Source organism: Pseudomonas sp. Irchel 3A18 (assembly GCF_900187465.1).
In the GTDB taxonomy this organism is placed as follows: domain Bacteria; phylum Pseudomonadota; class Gammaproteobacteria; order Pseudomonadales; family Pseudomonadaceae; genus Aquipseudomonas; species Aquipseudomonas cichorii.
In genome coordinates this window covers 184,986-201,357 of sequence record NZ_FYDI01000003.1, presented here as the reverse complement: position 1 = coordinate 201,357, position 16,372 = coordinate 184,986, and the positions used below count along the sequence as shown (strand labels likewise).

Annotated in this window: 11 protein-coding genes; 5 read left to right on the top strand and 6 right to left on the bottom strand. The window is 58.8% G+C overall.

All coding sequences use genetic code 11. From position 1 onward, the window contains the following. Window positions 1-8: 8 nt before the first annotated feature. A complete protein-coding gene (gene putA / locus CKW23_RS06565; protein ID WP_095067269.1) occupies window positions 9-3,962 on the bottom strand; it encodes a trifunctional transcriptional regulator/proline dehydrogenase/L-glutamate gamma-semialdehyde dehydrogenase in 3,954 nt (1,317 codons plus the stop codon). A 455-nt stretch (window positions 3,963-4,417) separates the two neighbouring features. Here putA and putP point away from each other — a divergent pair, with 455 nt between their 5' ends. Continuing rightward, complete coding sequence (gene putP / locus CKW23_RS06560; protein ID WP_025258175.1) at window positions 4,418-5,905, top strand: sodium/proline symporter PutP; 1,488 nt, start codon at window positions 4,418-4,420, stop codon at window positions 5,903-5,905. Between the two features lie 67 nt (window positions 5,906-5,972). Here the strand turns inward: putP and CKW23_RS06555 are convergent, their stop codons facing one another. After that, the gene (locus tag CKW23_RS06555; protein ID WP_025258176.1) at window positions 5,973-6,644 is read right to left on the bottom strand and encodes a polysaccharide lyase family 7 protein; all 672 of its coding nucleotides are present in this window, start codon (window positions 6,642-6,644) and stop codon (window positions 5,973-5,975) included. A 309-nt stretch (window positions 6,645-6,953) separates the two neighbouring features. Here CKW23_RS06555 and CKW23_RS06550 point away from each other — a divergent pair, with 309 nt between their 5' ends. The 3 genes from CKW23_RS06550 to CKW23_RS06540 are packed head-to-tail and all read left to right on the top strand — an operon-like array spanning window position 6,954 to window position 9,972. Beyond that, the gene (locus tag CKW23_RS06550; RefSeq protein WP_095067268.1) at window positions 6,954-9,080 is read left to right on the top strand and encodes an EAL domain-containing protein; all 2,127 of its coding nucleotides are present in this window, start codon (window positions 6,954-6,956) and stop codon (window positions 9,078-9,080) included. Between the two features lie 41 nt (window positions 9,081-9,121). Beyond that, a complete protein-coding gene (locus CKW23_RS06545) occupies window positions 9,122-9,649 on the top strand; it encodes a M48 family metallopeptidase (protein WP_025258177.1) in 528 nt (175 codons plus the stop codon). A gap of 26 nt (window positions 9,650-9,675) precedes the next feature. Further along, a complete protein-coding gene (locus tag CKW23_RS06540) occupies window positions 9,676-9,972 on the top strand; it encodes a helix-turn-helix domain-containing protein (RefSeq protein WP_095067267.1) in 297 nt (98 codons plus the stop codon). 12 nt (window positions 9,973-9,984) lie between these two features. Here CKW23_RS06540 and CKW23_RS06535 read toward each other — a convergent pair whose 3' ends face one another. Further along, window positions 9,985-10,443, bottom strand: a complete 459-nt coding sequence (locus CKW23_RS06535; protein WP_095067266.1) for a GNAT family N-acetyltransferase — start codon at window positions 10,441-10,443, stop codon at window positions 9,985-9,987. A gap of 256 nt (window positions 10,444-10,699) precedes the next feature. Here CKW23_RS06535 and CKW23_RS06530 point away from each other — a divergent pair, with 256 nt between their 5' ends. Beyond that, window positions 10,700-11,452 (top strand): ABC transporter substrate-binding protein, encoded by a 753-nt coding sequence (locus tag CKW23_RS06530; protein ID WP_095067265.1) that lies wholly within the window; start codon window positions 10,700-10,702, stop codon window positions 11,450-11,452. On the opposite strand, the gene yccS is transcribed toward CKW23_RS06530, so the two are convergent. The 3 genes from yccS to dbpA form a co-directional block, all read right to left on the bottom strand. Further along, the gene (yccS, locus tag CKW23_RS06525) at window positions 11,418-13,613 is read right to left on the bottom strand and encodes a YccS family putative transporter (protein WP_095067264.1); all 2,196 of its coding nucleotides are present in this window, start codon (window positions 13,611-13,613) and stop codon (window positions 11,418-11,420) included. The two genes, CKW23_RS06530 and yccS, sit on opposite strands and share 35 nt — an antisense overlap. Window positions 13,614-13,737: 124 nt before the next feature. Further along, entirely contained in the window at window positions 13,738-14,916 is a 1,179-nt protein-coding gene (locus CKW23_RS06520; protein ID WP_025258182.1) for an NAD(P)/FAD-dependent oxidoreductase, read from the bottom strand. A gap of 68 nt (window positions 14,917-14,984) precedes the next feature. Then, a complete protein-coding gene (gene dbpA, locus CKW23_RS06515) occupies window positions 14,985-16,364 on the bottom strand; it encodes an ATP-dependent RNA helicase DbpA (RefSeq protein ID WP_025258183.1) in 1,380 nt (459 codons plus the stop codon). Window positions 16,365-16,372: the final 8 nt, after the last annotated feature.

The following is a 16,372-nucleotide window of genomic DNA, read 5'->3' as shown; positions in this document are numbered from 1 at the left end:
TCCCCTCGTCAACCTATCGTCATCAGGCTCGCATTCCCTCCCGCCGCTGCGGTGTTCACGCTCAAGGCGCGTTCGATCACCAGGCGTTCCAGAGCGACGTTGGTTTCGCCGTGTGACAGGCCGTTGACGCCGATGATCGCGCCGCAGCGCTGGGCTACCTGCTCGCAAATGGCGCGCAACTGGTCCGAATCGCCATGGTGCAGAACGGCGTCGATCAGCACTTCGTCCTTGCTCCAGTCTGCGACCAGCTTGATGCGGGCTTGAACCTCTTTGGGCAGGCGATTGCGCAGTGGCTTGCTGGTCGTGGTTTCCGGCCAGATGGCGGTACTGCCAACGGCCAGGACGGCGGCCAGTTGGGTCAGCAGGTCGGTTTCGTCATCGGCCAGACACAGCACATGCTCACGCGGCAGGATGCTGTAGCTGTTGCGCTCGCCGGTCGGGCCGGTCAGCAGGCGCGTGATGCCGCTTTGCGATTGCTCGGCAAACTGGCTGCACAATTCGTCCAGTGCGGTTTGCTGATTGCTTGCAGCCCAGGTTTTCAAGGCTTGCAGCGGTTTGCCCAAGGCTTCCTGCAGGCGGGTGTCGGGTGCGATCAGTTTGTCGCCACGGCCAAAGGACTGTTCGATGGCGTCCTGCGGGCGAGTCGACAGCAGGCGATACAGGTACAGCGGCCCGCCCGCTTTCGGGCCGGTGCCCGACAGGCCTTCGCCGCCGAACGGCTGCACACCGACCACGGCACCGACAATGTTGCGGTTGACGTAGACGTTACCGGCATTGACGTTATCGATGACCTTGGCAATCGTCTCGTCGATGCGCGTGTGTACGCCCAGTGTCAAGCCGTAACCGGTGGCATTGATCTGGCCGATAAGCTGGTCCAGTTCCTTGCGCTTGTAGCGAACCACGTGCAGCACCGGTCCGAAGATTTCCCGTTGCAGTTCGTCGAAGCTTTCCAGCTCGATCAGGGTCGGCATCACGTAGGTACCGCGCTTGAGGTCTGCACTGTTGGCGATTGCCACCTGATAGACCGTGCGGCCTTTGTCGCGCATGCCCTGAATGTGTTTCTCGATTCCGGCCTTGGCTTCGGCGTCGATCACCGGCCCGATATCCACGGACAAATGCTCCGGGTTGCCCAGGCGGTTTTCGGCCATGGCACCCTTGAGCATTTCGATCACGCGATCAGCCGAGTCTTCCTGCAGGCACAGCACGCGCAGTGCCGAGCAGCGTTGACCCGCGCTGTCGAAGGCCGAGGACAGAATGTCGATCACCACCTGTTCGGTGAGTGCCGAGGAGTCGACGATCATGGCGTTCTGGCCACCGGTTTCGGCGATCAGCGGGATCGGTCGGCCCTGGGCATCAAGACGCCCGGCAATGTTGCGTTGCAGCAGGCGCGCCACTTCGGTGGAGCCGGTGAACATCACACCTTTGACGCGCTCGTCGCCCACCAGTCGGGCTCCGACGGTTTCACCGCGTCCGGGCAGCAGTTGCAGCACACCTTCCGGGATACCGGCTTCCAGCAGCAGGCGCACGGCCTGGGCTGCGATCAGCGGGGTTTGCTCGGCAGGCTTGGCCAGCACCGGGTTGCCTGCGGCCAATGCTGCTGCAACCTGACCACTGAAAATCGCCAGCGGGAAGTTCCATGGGCTGATACAGACCACCGGCCCCAGCGGGCGGTGCGTATCGTTGCTGAAATCGCTGCGGGCCTGCACGGCGTAGTAGCGCAGGAAGTCCACGGCTTCGCGAACTTCGGCAATGGCGTTGACGAAGGTCTTGCCTGCTTCGCGGACCAGCAGGCCCATCAACGGCTGTATCTCGTTTTCCATCAGGTCTGCGGCGCGCTCAAGAATGGCGGCGCGCTCGGCTGGCGGCGTGGCCTGCCAGATCGGGCCGGAAATCAGTGCGCTCTGGATGGCGTTATCGACATCTTCCAGGCTGGCTTCCTGCACATGACCCACGACGTCTCTGTGGTCGGACGGGTTCAGAGTCGCCAGTGGCGTGCCTTCGCTCGCGGGGCAACCGAGCAGTGGCGCGGCTTTCCAGTCGGTGTGGGCGCTCGCCAGCAAGGCCGACGATAGCGAGGCCAGACGATGTTCGTTGGCCATGTCGATGCCGCTTGAGTTGGGGCGCTCCGAACCATACAGGTCGCGGGGCAGTGGAATGCGCGGGTGCGGCAGGCCGAAGCTGCCTTCCTGGGTCGCCATGCGCTCGATGCTGCTGACCGGGTCGGCTACCAGTTCCTGGATCGAAACCGACTGATCGGCGATGCGGTTGACGAACGAGGTGTTGGCACCGTTCTCCAGCAGGCGTCGCACCAGATACGCCAGCAGCGTTTCATGGGTACCGACCGGCGCATAGACACGGCACGGACGGTTCAGCTTGCCATCGGCAACCTTGCCCACCACCTGCTCGTAAAGCGGTTCGCCCATGCCGTGGAGGCACTGGAATTCGTACTGGCCGGGGTAATAGTTCTGACCGGCAATGTGATAAATGGCCGCCAGTGTATGGGCGTTGTGGGTCGCGAACTGCGGATAGATGACTTCCGGCGCGGCCAACAGTTTGCGGGCACAGGCGATATAGGAAACGTCGGTATAAACCTTGCGGGTATAGACCGGATAGCCTTCCAGGCCTTCGACCTGAGCGCGTTTGATTTCGCTGTCCCAGTACGCGCCTTTTACCAGACGGATCATCAGGCGATGGCGGCTGCGACGTGCCAGGTCGATCACGTAATCGATTACATAAGGGCAGCGCTTCTGGTACGCCTGAATGACGAAGCCGATGCCGTTCCAGCCGGTCAGTTGCGGCTCGAAGCACAGGCGCTCCAGCAGGTCCAGCGATAGCTCCAGGCGGTCGGCCTCTTCGGCATCGATATTCAGGCCGATATCGTATTGCTTGGCCAGCAGGGTCAGCGACAGCAGGCGCGGATACAGTTCTTCCATCACCCGCTCGTATTGGGCGCGGCTGTAGCGCGGGTGCAGCGCCGACAGCTTGATGGAAATGCCCGGTCCTTCATAAATGCCGCGACCGTGGGAGGCCTTGCCGATGGAGTGAATGGCCTGTTCGTAGGACGCCAGGTACTTCTGTGCGTCGTGCTCGGTCAGGGCCGCTTCACCCAGCATGTCGTAGGAGTAACGAAAGCCCTTGGCTTCAAAACGACTGGCGTTGGCCAGGGCTTCGCCAATGGTTTCGCCGGTCACGAACTGCTCGCCCATCAGGCGCATGGCCATGTCCACTCCCTTGCGGATCATGGGCTCGCCGCTTTTGCCGATGATACGGCTCAGAGACGAGGAAAGACCGGTTTCGTTGTGGGTGGACACCAGCTTGCCGGTCAACAGCAATCCCCAGGTGGCTGCGTTGACGAACAGCGAAGGGCTATTGCCCAAGTGAGGCTGCCAGTTGCCGTTGCTGATCTTGTCGCGGATCAGTGCATCGCGAGTACCTTTGTCGGGAATGCGCAGCAATGCTTCGGCCAGACACATCAATGCCACGCCTTCCTGGGAAGAGAGCGAGAACTCTTGCAGCAGCCCTTGAACGATTCCAGCGCGACCGCTCGCGCTCTTCTGGTTACGCAGTTTTTCGGCGATGGAGGCCGCCAGCTTGTGGGTGGCGTCGGCCATGGGGGCGGGCAGGCGAGCTTGCTCCAGCAGCATGGGGACCACTTCCGGCTCGGGGCGGCGGTAGGCGGCGGTGATGGCGGAGCGCAGAACCGATTGCGGCAGGATGCTTTCGGCAAACTCCAGAAAACTCTGGTAGCTCGTGTCGGCTGGCAACTCGCCGCTTTCATCGCCGTCCTTGCTGCCCAGGCCATTGAGTTCTTGCAGGGTTGCACCACTCTCCAGCTTTTCCAGGTAATTGAAGATGGCCTGCTTGATCAACCAGTGCGGCGTACGGTCGATGGAGTGTGCGGCTGCTTTCAATCGCTCGCGGGTCAGGTCGTCAAGCTTGACGCCCAGAGTGGTGGTGGCCATGTCTTGTCCTCATTGTCGCCACTCTGTATGTGGCCTCGGCTTTGGCGCAGGTTAGCTTTGCGTTGGTAAAGGTGCAACCGGGTGCAACCTGTTTTTTGCAGAATATTTCAAGGCTATTTCTCTTGAGGCCCTGTGATACGGGACAAATGAGTGATTCTGGTGCGTTTTCTTTTGCGTAAGCGTCATTTGCCGCTTCAAAATGGGGCGGAAATCACAGTGCAGTGATCATTTTGCAGAGGGTGCAACTGATTCGTTTAATTTGGTTGCACCTTTTTCAGTTTGTCTAATAGGATTCGCCACCACGGTGCAACCGTTAGCGAGTCGTTCAGTGGCTGCTTCCTTGCGGAAATTTCAGTCAGCGCTGCGTCGGGTATCAAGGCATGGATAGCGGGTTCGGTAACCGACTTTCTTCCGGGTATCTGGCGTTTCATAAAAACAATGCCAAGGCAGAACTCATGAGCTTCAACAACCCTATCCTGATCACCTTCGTGATCTACATCGCTGCGATGGTGCTGATCGGCCTCATGGCCTATCGCTCCACCAATAACCTTTCCGATTACATTCTTGGCGGGCGTAGCCTCGGCAGCGTGGTAACCGCCCTCTCGGCGGGTGCTTCGGACATGAGCGGCTGGCTGCTGATGGGCTTGCCCGGTGCCATCTACATGTCTGGCCTGTCGGAAGCCTGGATCGCTATCGGTCTGATCGCGGGTGCCTACCTGAACTGGCTGTTCGTGGCCGGTCGTCTGCGTGTGCAGACCGAGCACAACGGTGATGCGCTGACCCTTCCGGATTACTTCAGCAGCCGTTTTGAAGACAACAGCGGCGTGCTGCGTATCATCTCGGCCATCGTGATTCTGGTGTTCTTCACCATCTATTGCGCTTCGGGCATCGTGGCGGGCGCGCGTCTGTTCGAGAGCACCTTCGGCATGTCCTATGCAACGTCCTTGTGGGCGGGCGCTGCGGCAACCATCGTCTACACCTTCGTGGGTGGCTTCCTGGCGGTGAGCTGGACAGATACCGTCCAGGCCACGCTGATGATCTTCGCGCTGATTCTCACGCCGATCATCGCGCTGCTGGCGACCGGTGGCATCGACACCACCTTCCTGGCCATCGAAGCCCAGAACCCGGCCAGTTTCGACATGTTCAAGAACACTACCTTTATCGGCATTGTCTCGCTGCTGGCCTGGGGGCTGGGCTATTTCGGGCAGCCACATATCCTGGCCCGCTTCATGGCGGCGGATTCGGTCAAGTCGATTGCCAGTGCCCGTCGTATCTCCATGACCTGGATGATCTTGTGTCTGGCCGGTGCGGTTGCGGTGGGTTTCTTCGGTATCGCTTACTTCGCGGCAAACCCTGATGTGGCCGGTCCCGTGACCGAGAACCCGGAGCGGGTGTTCATCGAGCTGGCGAAGCTGCTGTTCAACCCCTGGATTGCCGGTGTGTTGCTGTCTGCTATTCTCGCGGCGGTGATGAGCACCTTGAGCTGCCAGTTGCTGGTGTGTTCCAGCGCCCTGACCGAAGACTTCTACAAGGCGTATCTGCGCAAGAACGCCTCGCAAATTGAGCTGGTCTGGGTTGGCCGGGCCATGGTGCTGCTGGTGGCGGTGATTGCCATCCTGCTGGCCGCCAACCCTGAAAACCGCGTATTGGGGCTGGTGAGTTACGCCTGGGCCGGTTTCGGTGCGGCGTTCGGCCCGGTGGTGCTGATTTCGGTGATGTGGAAAGGCATGACCCGCAATGGCGCGCTGGCTGGCGTGGTCGTCGGTGCAGTAACCGTGGTGCTCTGGAAACAGTTCAGCGCTATCGGCCTGTACGAAATCGTGCCGGGCTTTATCTTCGCCAGCCTCGCGATTGTGCTCTTCAGCCTGATTGGCAAAGGCCCGTCGACTTCGATGCAAGAGCGTTTCATCGCTGCCGAGAAAGAGTTCAAGGCTGCCCGTTGATCGGTCTGTCCTGAAATGAAAGAGGCCCGCCCATCGAGTGCGGGCCTTTCTTTTGGCGGGCGGTATATCAGATTTTGTTGTGATCGATATCCAGGTTATAGAACGTGGCTTTACCGCCTTCATTGCTGTAGCCGGAGTTGTCCTGGGTATATACGCCAGCCTTGAAATAGAGCGGTTTTGTTTTCCAGGAAGAACTGATGGATGTGCTCCAGTTCACGTCTTTGGCGCTGACGCTCAATTCTCCACCGGGACTCAGGTGGATGATGTATTTGAACTTCTCGTTGAGTGGCACGCCTTCGACAATCTTGATGACTTTGCTTTCGTCATCATCGAAGCGTTTGCGAACTTTCACCACGATATTTCCGGTCTGGGTCTTCTTCTTGTACTGATACTCGACCTTGAGCATCGGCTCGGTGCTGTCGTAGGCGTGGATCTGGCCGATGACGATCTTGCCCGATGAGGGCACCTGATTGACTTCAAGAGTCGCATTCAGAAAGTTGTCTGCATCGGGGTACAACCAGTTATGCAGCGTGCCGTCGGACCACGTCTCTCGTAGTTCGCTGCGTGGGTATTTGGCGTTTTCGGTGCGTGAGCCGGTGACGGGCGACCAGAAAAAAATGTACCCCGAATGGGACTCGAAGTACTTACCGTCATAGCCTTGACGCAACTGTGAGGTTTCTACGGTTTTGGGGGGTGAGCCTACCGGGATACTGAGATTCCACGATCCTAGATCTATCATTTTCGTTTCCAGAAAAATTCGTTCGACTGCTCTGAAGTCTCTGCTCAGAGGGTTTCGGCAGCTTTTATACGATTTGAACATGCATTTGTTAATGCTTGGCGAGCGAACTAATGACGTCAAAGTGCTGTCATTTTTCCTGTAGGACAGAATCTATATGGCCTGCAGGAATATACCGTTAGTCGGTTATGTGGAACTTTGGTGATGGCAGTAGGCTGCCTTGCTGCTGCTTTTTTCAGGAGCGACTAAAGTTGATGCAAATTGGACAGGGTTTTCTGTGACAGGCGCCGCCCACAAAAGTAGAGAAGCAGCATGGAATGCGTGCAATCCAAGCCCAATGATGGCTCTTCGGTTCTTCTGGTTGTTGATGACTACCCTGAGAATCTGGTGACGATGTGCGCGGTCCTTCAGCGAACGGACTGGCACATCGTCACAGCCAGCTCCGGTGTAGAAGCGTTGACGGTGCTTCTGGAGCAGGAAGTGGATCTGGTCCTGCTCGATGTCCAGATGCCCGACATGGATGGATTTGAAGTCGCACGCCTGATGCGCGGCAGTCAGCGCACAAGCCTGACACCGATCATTTTTCTGACCGCCAACGAGCAGAGCCCGGCTTCAGTACACAAGGGCTATGCAAGCGGGGCCATCGATTATCTGTTCAAGCCCTTCGACCCGAATGTGCTCAAGCCCAAGGTTCAGGCCTTGCTGGAGCAGCAGCGCAATCGTCGTGCCTTGCAGAGGCTCACCCAGGAACTGGAAAGCGCCAGGGCCTTCAATGCTTCTGTATTGGCCAATATGGCGGAAGGTATTGTGGTGGTGGATGAAACCGGCATTATCAGTTTCGCCAACCCGGCTATCTGCCACTTGCTCGATACGCCGGACGAACAGTTGCGCGGTACAAGCGTGCTCGATTATGTGCTGGAGCCCAAGGTCCAGAGCTGGCTTGAGTCGGATTTCTACAAGCACTATCGCAATGCCGACACTTACCGCGTGCATGATGCCGTTTTGCGTACGGCTGGGGGCGGGCAATTGCCGGTGGCCTTGTCCTGCGCGTCACTGCCTTGCGAGCAGAAGGCGATGGTGCTGACCGTTCTCGATATGTCGCTGGAGCGCAATCTGTATCAGCAGCTTGAACAGCAGGCGGTGACCGATGCCTTGACGGGTCTGCTCAATCGACGCGGCTTCTATCAGGCTGTCGAGGGCATGCTGCTGCGCAACGAGCATGCGGAGCAGTATCTGGTCGTGCTGTATCTGGACCTGGACGGCTTCAAGCAGATCAATGACTCGCTGGGCCATGATGCCGGCGATCAGGTTTTGTTGTGGGTGGCCACGCAGCTCAAGGATTGCCTGCGCCCCTACGATGTTCTGGCGCGCATGGGCGGTGACGAATTTACTGTAGTGATCGACGGCTTCGACTATCCCGAGCAGGCCGCCAAGGTGGCTGAAAAGCTTATCGAGCGGGTATCGATGAAACGTCAGGTCGACGGCGTGGACATTTCTCTGGGCGTCAGCATCGGGATTGCGACTTACCCCGAGTGCGGCTCCAACCTCGATGGCCTGCTGCGGGCGGCGGACATTGCCATGTACGAAGCCAAGCGGGCAGGGCGCCAGCAATATCGTTTCTATGACCAGAACATGAACGGTCGTGCACGTTCGCGTCTGATGCTCGAAGACAGCGTGCGCAATGCTATCGAAGGCAAGAATTTCTCGGTGGTCTATCAGCCTCAGGTGCATGTTGCGGATGGTCGCCTGCGGGGGTTTGAAGCCTTGTTGCGCTGGCAGCACGCCAGTGTCGGGGAAGTGCCGCCAGCCTTGTTCATTCCCTTGCTCGAGGAAACGCGGCTTATCAACCGGCTTGGCAGCTGGATCTTCGATCAGGGAGCCGAACAACGTCAGGCATTGGGTCGGGTCTTTGCTTCCGATCTGGTGGTGAGTGTCAGTGTCAGCCCGACGCAATTCTGCATGCCCAACCTGGCCGCAGAGCTTCGTCGGGCGATGGATCGTTTCGAGTTGCAGCCTGGCCAGCTGGAAGTCGAGATTACCGAAGCCTCACTGGTGAATAACCTGAGCCACAGTCACAAGCAGTTGCAGCAACTGCGCGAGATCGGTGTGCGCGTGGCGCTGGATGATTTCGGTGTGGGTGAGTGCTCCCTGTCGCACCTGCGCAACCTTCAACTCGATACCCTGAAGCTCGATAGACACTTCATTGCCGGTCTGCTCGACTCGCCTCGCGATGCGGTCTTTGCGCGCAGCATCATTGATCTGTGCCGCAACCTCGACATTCTGGTCATCGCCGAAGGCGTCGAGACTTTGCAGCAATATGAGTGGCTGGCCAACAATGGCTGTCAGGTCATCCAGGGGTTTCTGGTGGCTTATCCGCTGGATGCCGAAGATGCCCGCTCCTTCCCTGCACGTTTTGACTGGTCGAGGCTGCGTGGCTGATTGCGGTAGACTGGCACCTTTAAATCATCTGCCACGGCCCCATGACTGCTTCAGCACCTATACCGCTCAAATACCTGCAAGCCTATCCTGCTTCCCTTCAGGATCAGGTGCGGCAACTGATTGCTCAGGACAAACTGGGCGACTATCTGCAGCAGCGTTATCCGGAGCGTCATCAGATCCAGAGTGACAAGGCGCTGTACGCCTATGCCCTGGCCTTGAAGCAGGAGCATCTGCGCAATGCGCCGCCTGTGGATAAGGTGCTGTTCGACAATCGTCTTGACCTGACTCATCGCGCATTGGGCCTGCACACCACGGTTTCGCGAGTGCAGGGTGGTAAGCTCAAGGCCAAGAAAGAGATTCGCGTTGCTGCGCTGTTCAAGGAAGCAGCACCGCAGTTTCTGCGCATGATCGTGGTGCATGAGCTGGCTCACTTCAAGGAGTCGGATCACAACAAGGCATTCTACCAGTTGTGTGAACACATGCAGCCGGGCTATCACCAGCTTGAGTTCGACCTGCGGGTCTACCTGACGTATCGCGACCTGCAGGCTGGCGCCCGGTCGACTACCTGAATATCGCTCCAGAAAGGATTTTGAAGATGGATGTCAGCAAGACCAAAAGCAGCTTTTATCGTCGACTGTACGTTGCGTACCTCATCGACAGCCAGCTTGCCAGCACGGTGCCCGAATTGACGGAGGTCACCGGCATGCCGCGTCGTACGGCACAAGACACTATCGCGGCGCTGGCCGACCTGGATATCCAGTGCGAATTCGAACAACAGGAGGGTGCCCGCAACCATGCCGGGCATTACCGGATTCGGGACTGGGGTGCGATCGATAAAGCGTGGATAACCCGCAATCTGGCCAGCATCAAGGCCGTACTGGGTTATCCCTGACGGAAGCTGGCCTTATTCGAGGTCGCGGCGCATGCCGATGTGCGGGATGTCGTCCTCCAGATATTCCTCGCCTACTGCGTTGAAGCCGTAACGGCTGTAGTAACCCTGAAGATGAGCCTGGGCCGACAGATAGATGGGCTGGTCGGGCCATTTCTTTTCGGCGTGCTCCAGCGCCTGGACCATCAGTTCGTGGCCCATGCCCTTGTTGCGAATCGATGGCGCGGTCACCACGCGGCCAATGGTGACATCGCCGCCTTGCTGGATCGGGTCCAGCAAGCGCAGGTAAGCCACCAGCTTGCCGTCCTGCCAGGCCATCAAATGGCAGGTGTCACCTGTCAGGTCCAGCCCGTCCACATCCAGATACACGCACTGCTGCTCGACCACGAAAACCTCGGCGCGCAGTTTCAGAGCAGCGTAAAGCTGTTCGATACTCAGGTCGGTATGGTGTTTGCAGATCCATTTGATAGGCATGTTGTTGACTCGCAGAGAAACCAGAAGGGAATTCTAAACGTATACCGCCGCATTCCCAATAAAAGGCCGTGATGTCTGTCGATCGTTTTGGCTTTGGTCTGGAAAATATTTTTACATCAATCACATGGCTGTCACATGGGCGTGGGTTGTTTCCTGACGGGATAGGGTCTTCAATACAAGTCAGGATTCAAATGACGCTATTGATCAACGACTCTCGGTCTGGATCGGGCATGCTGCCCACCTGGGGAATTCAAGCATGTCGCGACTGCTTCAAGCTGTTGGGTTGCTGGGGTTACTGCTGATCGCTGAGGCAGGAGCAGGCGAGAAGCTGCGTCTGGTTGCCGATGCCTGGCCTCCCTTTACCGATGCCTCACTGCTTCACGACGGTCTGGCGACCGATATCGTCAGAACCGCGCTGCAGCGTGCCGGGTATCAGACCGTTTACGAGCAGGTACCCTGGGCGCGTGCCATGCATGGTATTGCCGAGGGGCGCAATGATGTCCTGATCAATGCCTGGTTCAATGAAGAGCGCACCCGGGTTGGCCAGTTTTCTGCCGAATATCTGGTCAATCGGGTGCGCTTTCTCAAGCGCAAGGACTCGAATATCGATGTCTCGAACCTCGATCAACTGCACAAGTACATCATTGCGGTGGTGCGTGGTTACGCCTATTACCCGTCGTTCGACAATGATCAGGCGTTACGCAAGGTCCCGGTCCACAGCTTTTCCATGGCGGCGAACATGCTGGCTGCAGGACGTGTCGATCTGGCACTGGAGGATGAGTTCGTGGCCCGTTACAGTCTGGCCAACGAGCCCGACGAAGTGCGCAATCACGTCGAGTTCCTGCCGGACTCACTCACCGAGAACAGCCTGCATATTCTGGTCAGCCTGAAGAACCCGAAGCATGCGCAAATCGTCGCCAGCTTTGATCGGGAAATCGCCGCCATGAAGGTTGATGGTACTTACGACGATCTGCTCAGGCTGCACGGTCTGATGCCTGTGGCCCCTTGATCAAATGCGCTGCCAACGTGCGTAAAGGTGCCAACTGACGATAGATCAAGGCCAGTTGCGTCTGGACCAGCCGCTGGCTCTCGTCCAGTTCGTCGGGCATCTGTTCCAGTTGGGTTGCCAGTTCCTCTTCGGCATCGTTCTGCACGGCAACCGGTTTCTTTTCGGCCAGGCTCTGGGCGATCTCATCGATGCTGGCTGCCAGCGCCGCGCCTGCGCCATCGATAAGCTGTTCGTGGACATCACTGGGCAGTTGCGTGTCGCGATGCGCGCCCAGCCCGGACAGATAACTCAGCAGCGTGTGCGACAACACCAGAAAGCGAAAGCCCACATCCGCCTCTTTGCGGAAGTGTCCAGGCTCCATCAGCATGTTCGCCAGCGTCGTTGAAAGCGCCGCATCGGCATTGTGCGCATTGCGCCGGGCCAGGCGATAAGCCAGGTCGTCGCTCTTGCCCTTGGCGTATTGCTGCATGATCTGGCGCAGGTAAATGCTGTTGCAGCTCAGGGTATTGGCCAGCACCTTGTTCAGCTTGCGACCTTGCCAGTCAGGCAGGAACAGGAACACCGCAAGCCCGGCAATCAGGCTGCCCAGCAAGGTATCGAACAGGCGTGGGAGGAACAGCCCGTAGCCATCGCCCACCTGATTGAAACAGAACAGCACCATCACCGTGATCGCAGCGGTCGAGAGGGTGTAGCGCGTCGTGCGGTTGACGAAGAACACCACGCCCGCCAGCACCGCACACATCGATTGCAGGACCGGGGTGGTCACCAGATCGAACAGTGCCCAACCCACGGTCAGGCCAAGGGCGGTGCCGATAATCCGTTGTACCAGCTTGCGCCGGGTCGCGCCGTAACTTGGCTGGCAGACGAAAACCGTGGTCAGGATGATCCAGTAGCCTTGGGAAGGATGGATCAGATGCACCATGGCGTAACCCACCGACAGGGCAAGCGGCAGGCGCAAGGCATGACGGAACAGCAGCGAGGTCGGCGTCATTTGCAGGCGCAGGCGTGTCCAGACATCCTTGAGAGTGCGTGGCGAGCGGTCCAGCAGGCTGCTGTCTGTCGCATCAGCCAGGGCATCCGGATTGCTGGCATCGCTGATCAGGCGGTCCAGGGTTTCAAGGTTGGCCGCCAGTGCCCGCAAGGAGCGCAACAGGCTGCGCCACGCCGGGTTGCTCTGGATGCGCAAGTGCTCAAGGGAGGCGCGCAGGTCTTCCATTGCTTCGGCAAAGCTTGGGTCGTAGACAAATGGCTGACGCAGTTGAATGGACTCGGATAACGCCTGGCAGGCAACCCCCTGCTGGCGCAGCAGGCGCTGACAGCGGAACAGCACATCGCTGTGGAAAAACGCTTCGGCCAGCGAGTTGTACGGGTAATGCGATGAACTGGCGCGCTCGTGAATGTCCTGTGCGATGAAGTACAGCTTCAGATAGCGGCTGACTTTCGAGCCGGGCCGGCCATTGCCTACCCGATGCAAGATGATTTCCTTGGTGGTGTTCAGTGCTGCAACGACCCGGCCGTTCTGCTTGGCCAGCTCCAGGCGTCGCTCTTCCACATTGAGGGTGCGAATCGGCTCGAACAGGGTCGACTTGAGTTTCAGGTACAGCCCCAGTTCGCGAAACAGCCGCGCCAGCGCCTGCTGCACCGGCTGGTTGGAAAACAGCATCTGCCACAGTACCGACAGCAGGCCGTACCAGGCTGCGCCCGCCACCAGCAGCATCGGTTCATGCCAGAAATCGAGAACCTCGCCACCACGCTGGTCCACGCCAATCATGGTGTAGACCGAGAGAATCAGGGTGCCGTAGGCAATTGCACCATAGCGCTCGCCCAGCGCCCCGAGCATGGTCAGGCAGAAACTGGCCAGGGCCAGTGCGCAAACGAACAGCCAGGGATAGGGGAACAGGAGTTCGACGGCCAGCGCGGCAATGCTGAAACACACCAGCGTCACGGCCAGGGCATTGAGGCGGCCTTGCCAGCTGTCATCGGTTTCGGCCAGGGCGCAGGCGATAATCCCCAGGAACAGCGGGATCAGCAAGCCCATCTCATTTTGATACCAGCACAGCGCCATGCTGCCGGTCAGTGCGATAAAGACCCGAACGCTATAGCTGAACTTGTCCAGTGCCCATAACCGACGGAGTGTATGACGCAGAGATTTTGATGCCATGAATGAGATGACGGCCTTGTTCGCAATTGATCGATCCCGCAGAAAGATATGTACAGGCCCGAGGCTGGCCTGTACATCCGCTTGGGAAAAAAATTATTGCCCGGGGTGTGTGGCTTTCCCGCTGTCAGACGTATTGTGCCGCCGCATAGGCCGATGCCCAGGCCCACTGGAAATTGAAACCGCCCAGATGGCCGCTCACATCCAGCACCTCACCCACGAAATACAGCCCTGGTGATTTCAGTGATTCCATGGTCTTGGAAGACACTTCACGGGTATCGATGCCGCCCAACGTAACCTCGGCCGTGCGATAGCCTTCGGTGCCCGCCGGCACGACCCGCCAGCTCGCCAGTTTTTCGGCGATGTCGGCCAGTTCGGCGTGGGTGTACTGCTTCATGGGTTTTGAAGCGAACCAGTGTTCGGCCAGCAGGTTGGCCATCTTCTTGGTGAAGATTTCCCCCAGCAGGGTTTTCAGTTCGCTGTTCGGGCGTTCTGCCTGCTGCTTGGCCAGCCAGCCCGGGACGTCGTGATCGGGCAGCAGGTTGATTTCCACACTGTCACCCGGTTGCCAGAACGACGAGATCTGCAGGATTGCCGGACCACTGAGGCCGCGGTGGGTAAACAGGATGTTTTCGCGAAAGCTTGTGTCATTGCAACTGACCAGACAGTCCACTGACGTCCCCGACAGCTCGCTGCACAACTCCTTGAGCTGGTCGGTGATGGTGAACGGCACCAGCCCGGCGCGAGTCGGCAGCAGCCTGTGGCCAAATTGCTTGCCGATCTGATAACCGAAACCTGTGGCACCCAGCGTCGGAATCGACAGGCCGCCCGTGGCGATCACCAACGACTCGCAGCTCAAGGTGCCAAGGGTGGTTTCCAGGCGGTAGCCGGTTTCAGTCTTTTCGATCTGCTGCACGGAAGTGTCCATGTGCAGACTGGCACCGGCCTGTCGGCACTCTTCGAGCAGCATTTCCAGGATGTCGCTGGACTTGTTATCGCAGAATAGCTGGCCCAGCTTCTTCTCGTGATAAGGCACGCCATGTTTGGCGACCATCTCGATGAAGTCCCACTGGGTATAGCGGGCCAGGGCCGATTTGCAGAAGTGTGGGTTCTGCGACAGGAAATTGCCCGGCTCCGTGTAGATGTTGGTGAAGTTGCAGCGCCCGCCACCGGACATGAGGATCTTCTTGCCCGGCTTGTTGGCGTGATCGATCAGCATCACCTTGCGGCCACGACCTGCGGCGGTGAGCGCACACATCAAACCTGCGGCGCCAGCGCCAATGATTACAACGTCAGTAACGGGCACAGCATGGTCCTCGTGTGGAGCCGGGAATAATGTTCAACCTGTGGGAGGGGGCTTGCCCGCGACGCTTTTTACAAGATACGAACCCGCAACGACTTGCCCTTGATCTTGCCATTGTTCAAACGCTCCAGCGCCTGCTTGGCGATGCTGCGCTCGACAGCCACATAAGCCTGGAAGTCGAAAATGGCGATCTTGCCGACCTGCGCGCCCGGAACACCGGCCTCGCCCGTCAATGCACCCAGAATATCGCCCGGACGCAGCTTGTCCTTGCGGCCGGAACCGATGCACAGAGTCGTCATGGCTGGCAGCAGCTTGCCGCCTTCCTTGACGCTCAGGTTGTCGTATTGCTGCCAGTTCAGGGGCGCTTTCTGCAACTCTTCGATAGCCCGGGCACGCTGGCTTTCCGAAGGGGCTACAAGGCTGACCGCGATACCTGTTTCACCCGCACGACCGGTACGACCGACGCGGTGGATGTGGATTTCCGAATCCCGGGCCAGCTCGACGTTGATGACCATGTCCAGCGCATCGATATCCAGACCTCGGGCCGCTACGTCAGTGGCCACCAGCACCGAAGTGCTGCGGTTGGCGAACATCGCCAGCACCTGGTCACGGTCACGCTGCTCCAGGTCGCCATGCAGGCCCACGGCGGACATGCCCTTGGCGGTCAGGTGATCGACCACTTCCTGAACCTGCTGCTTGGTGAAGCAGAACGCGACGCAGGACGTCGGACGGAAATGGCCAAGCACCTTGACCACGGCTTCCAGACGTTGCTCCGGAGAGATTTCGTAGAAAATCTGCTCGATCTGGCTGTCGGCATGCAGTGCCTCGACCTTGACGGTCTGCGGATCGCGCATGAATTTTGAAGCCAGTTGCTTGATGCCGACCGGGTAGGTGGCCGAGAACAGCAGGGTCTGGCGACGTTGCGGAGTCTGCTCGATGATGTCGGCGATGGCGTCGTAGAAACCCATGTCCAGCATGCGGTCCGCTTCATCGAGAATCAGCGTGTTCAGCCCATCCAGTACCAGCGAGCCCTTGCGCAGGTGCTGCTGGATACGGCCCGGCGTGCCGACGATGATGTGCGCGCCATGCTCCAGCGAGCCGATCTGCGGCCCAAAAGGCACGCCGCCGCACAGGGTCAGCACCTTGATGTTGTCTTCGGAGCGGGCCAGACGACGAATTTCCTTGGCCACCTGATCGGCCAGTTCGCGGGTCGGGCACATCACCAGAGCCTGGCAACCGAAGAAGCGCGGGTTGATCGGGTTCAGCAGACCGATACCAAAGGCGGCGGTCTTGCCGCTGCCGGTCTTGGCCTGAGCGATCAGGTCCATGCCCTTGAGAATCACCGGCAGGCTTTGCGCCTGAATCGGCGTCATCTGGGCGTAACCAAGCGACTCCAGGTTAGCCAGCATGGCGGCGGACAGGGGCAAAGTGTTGAAAGCGGTGTTAGTCACGACGGTGG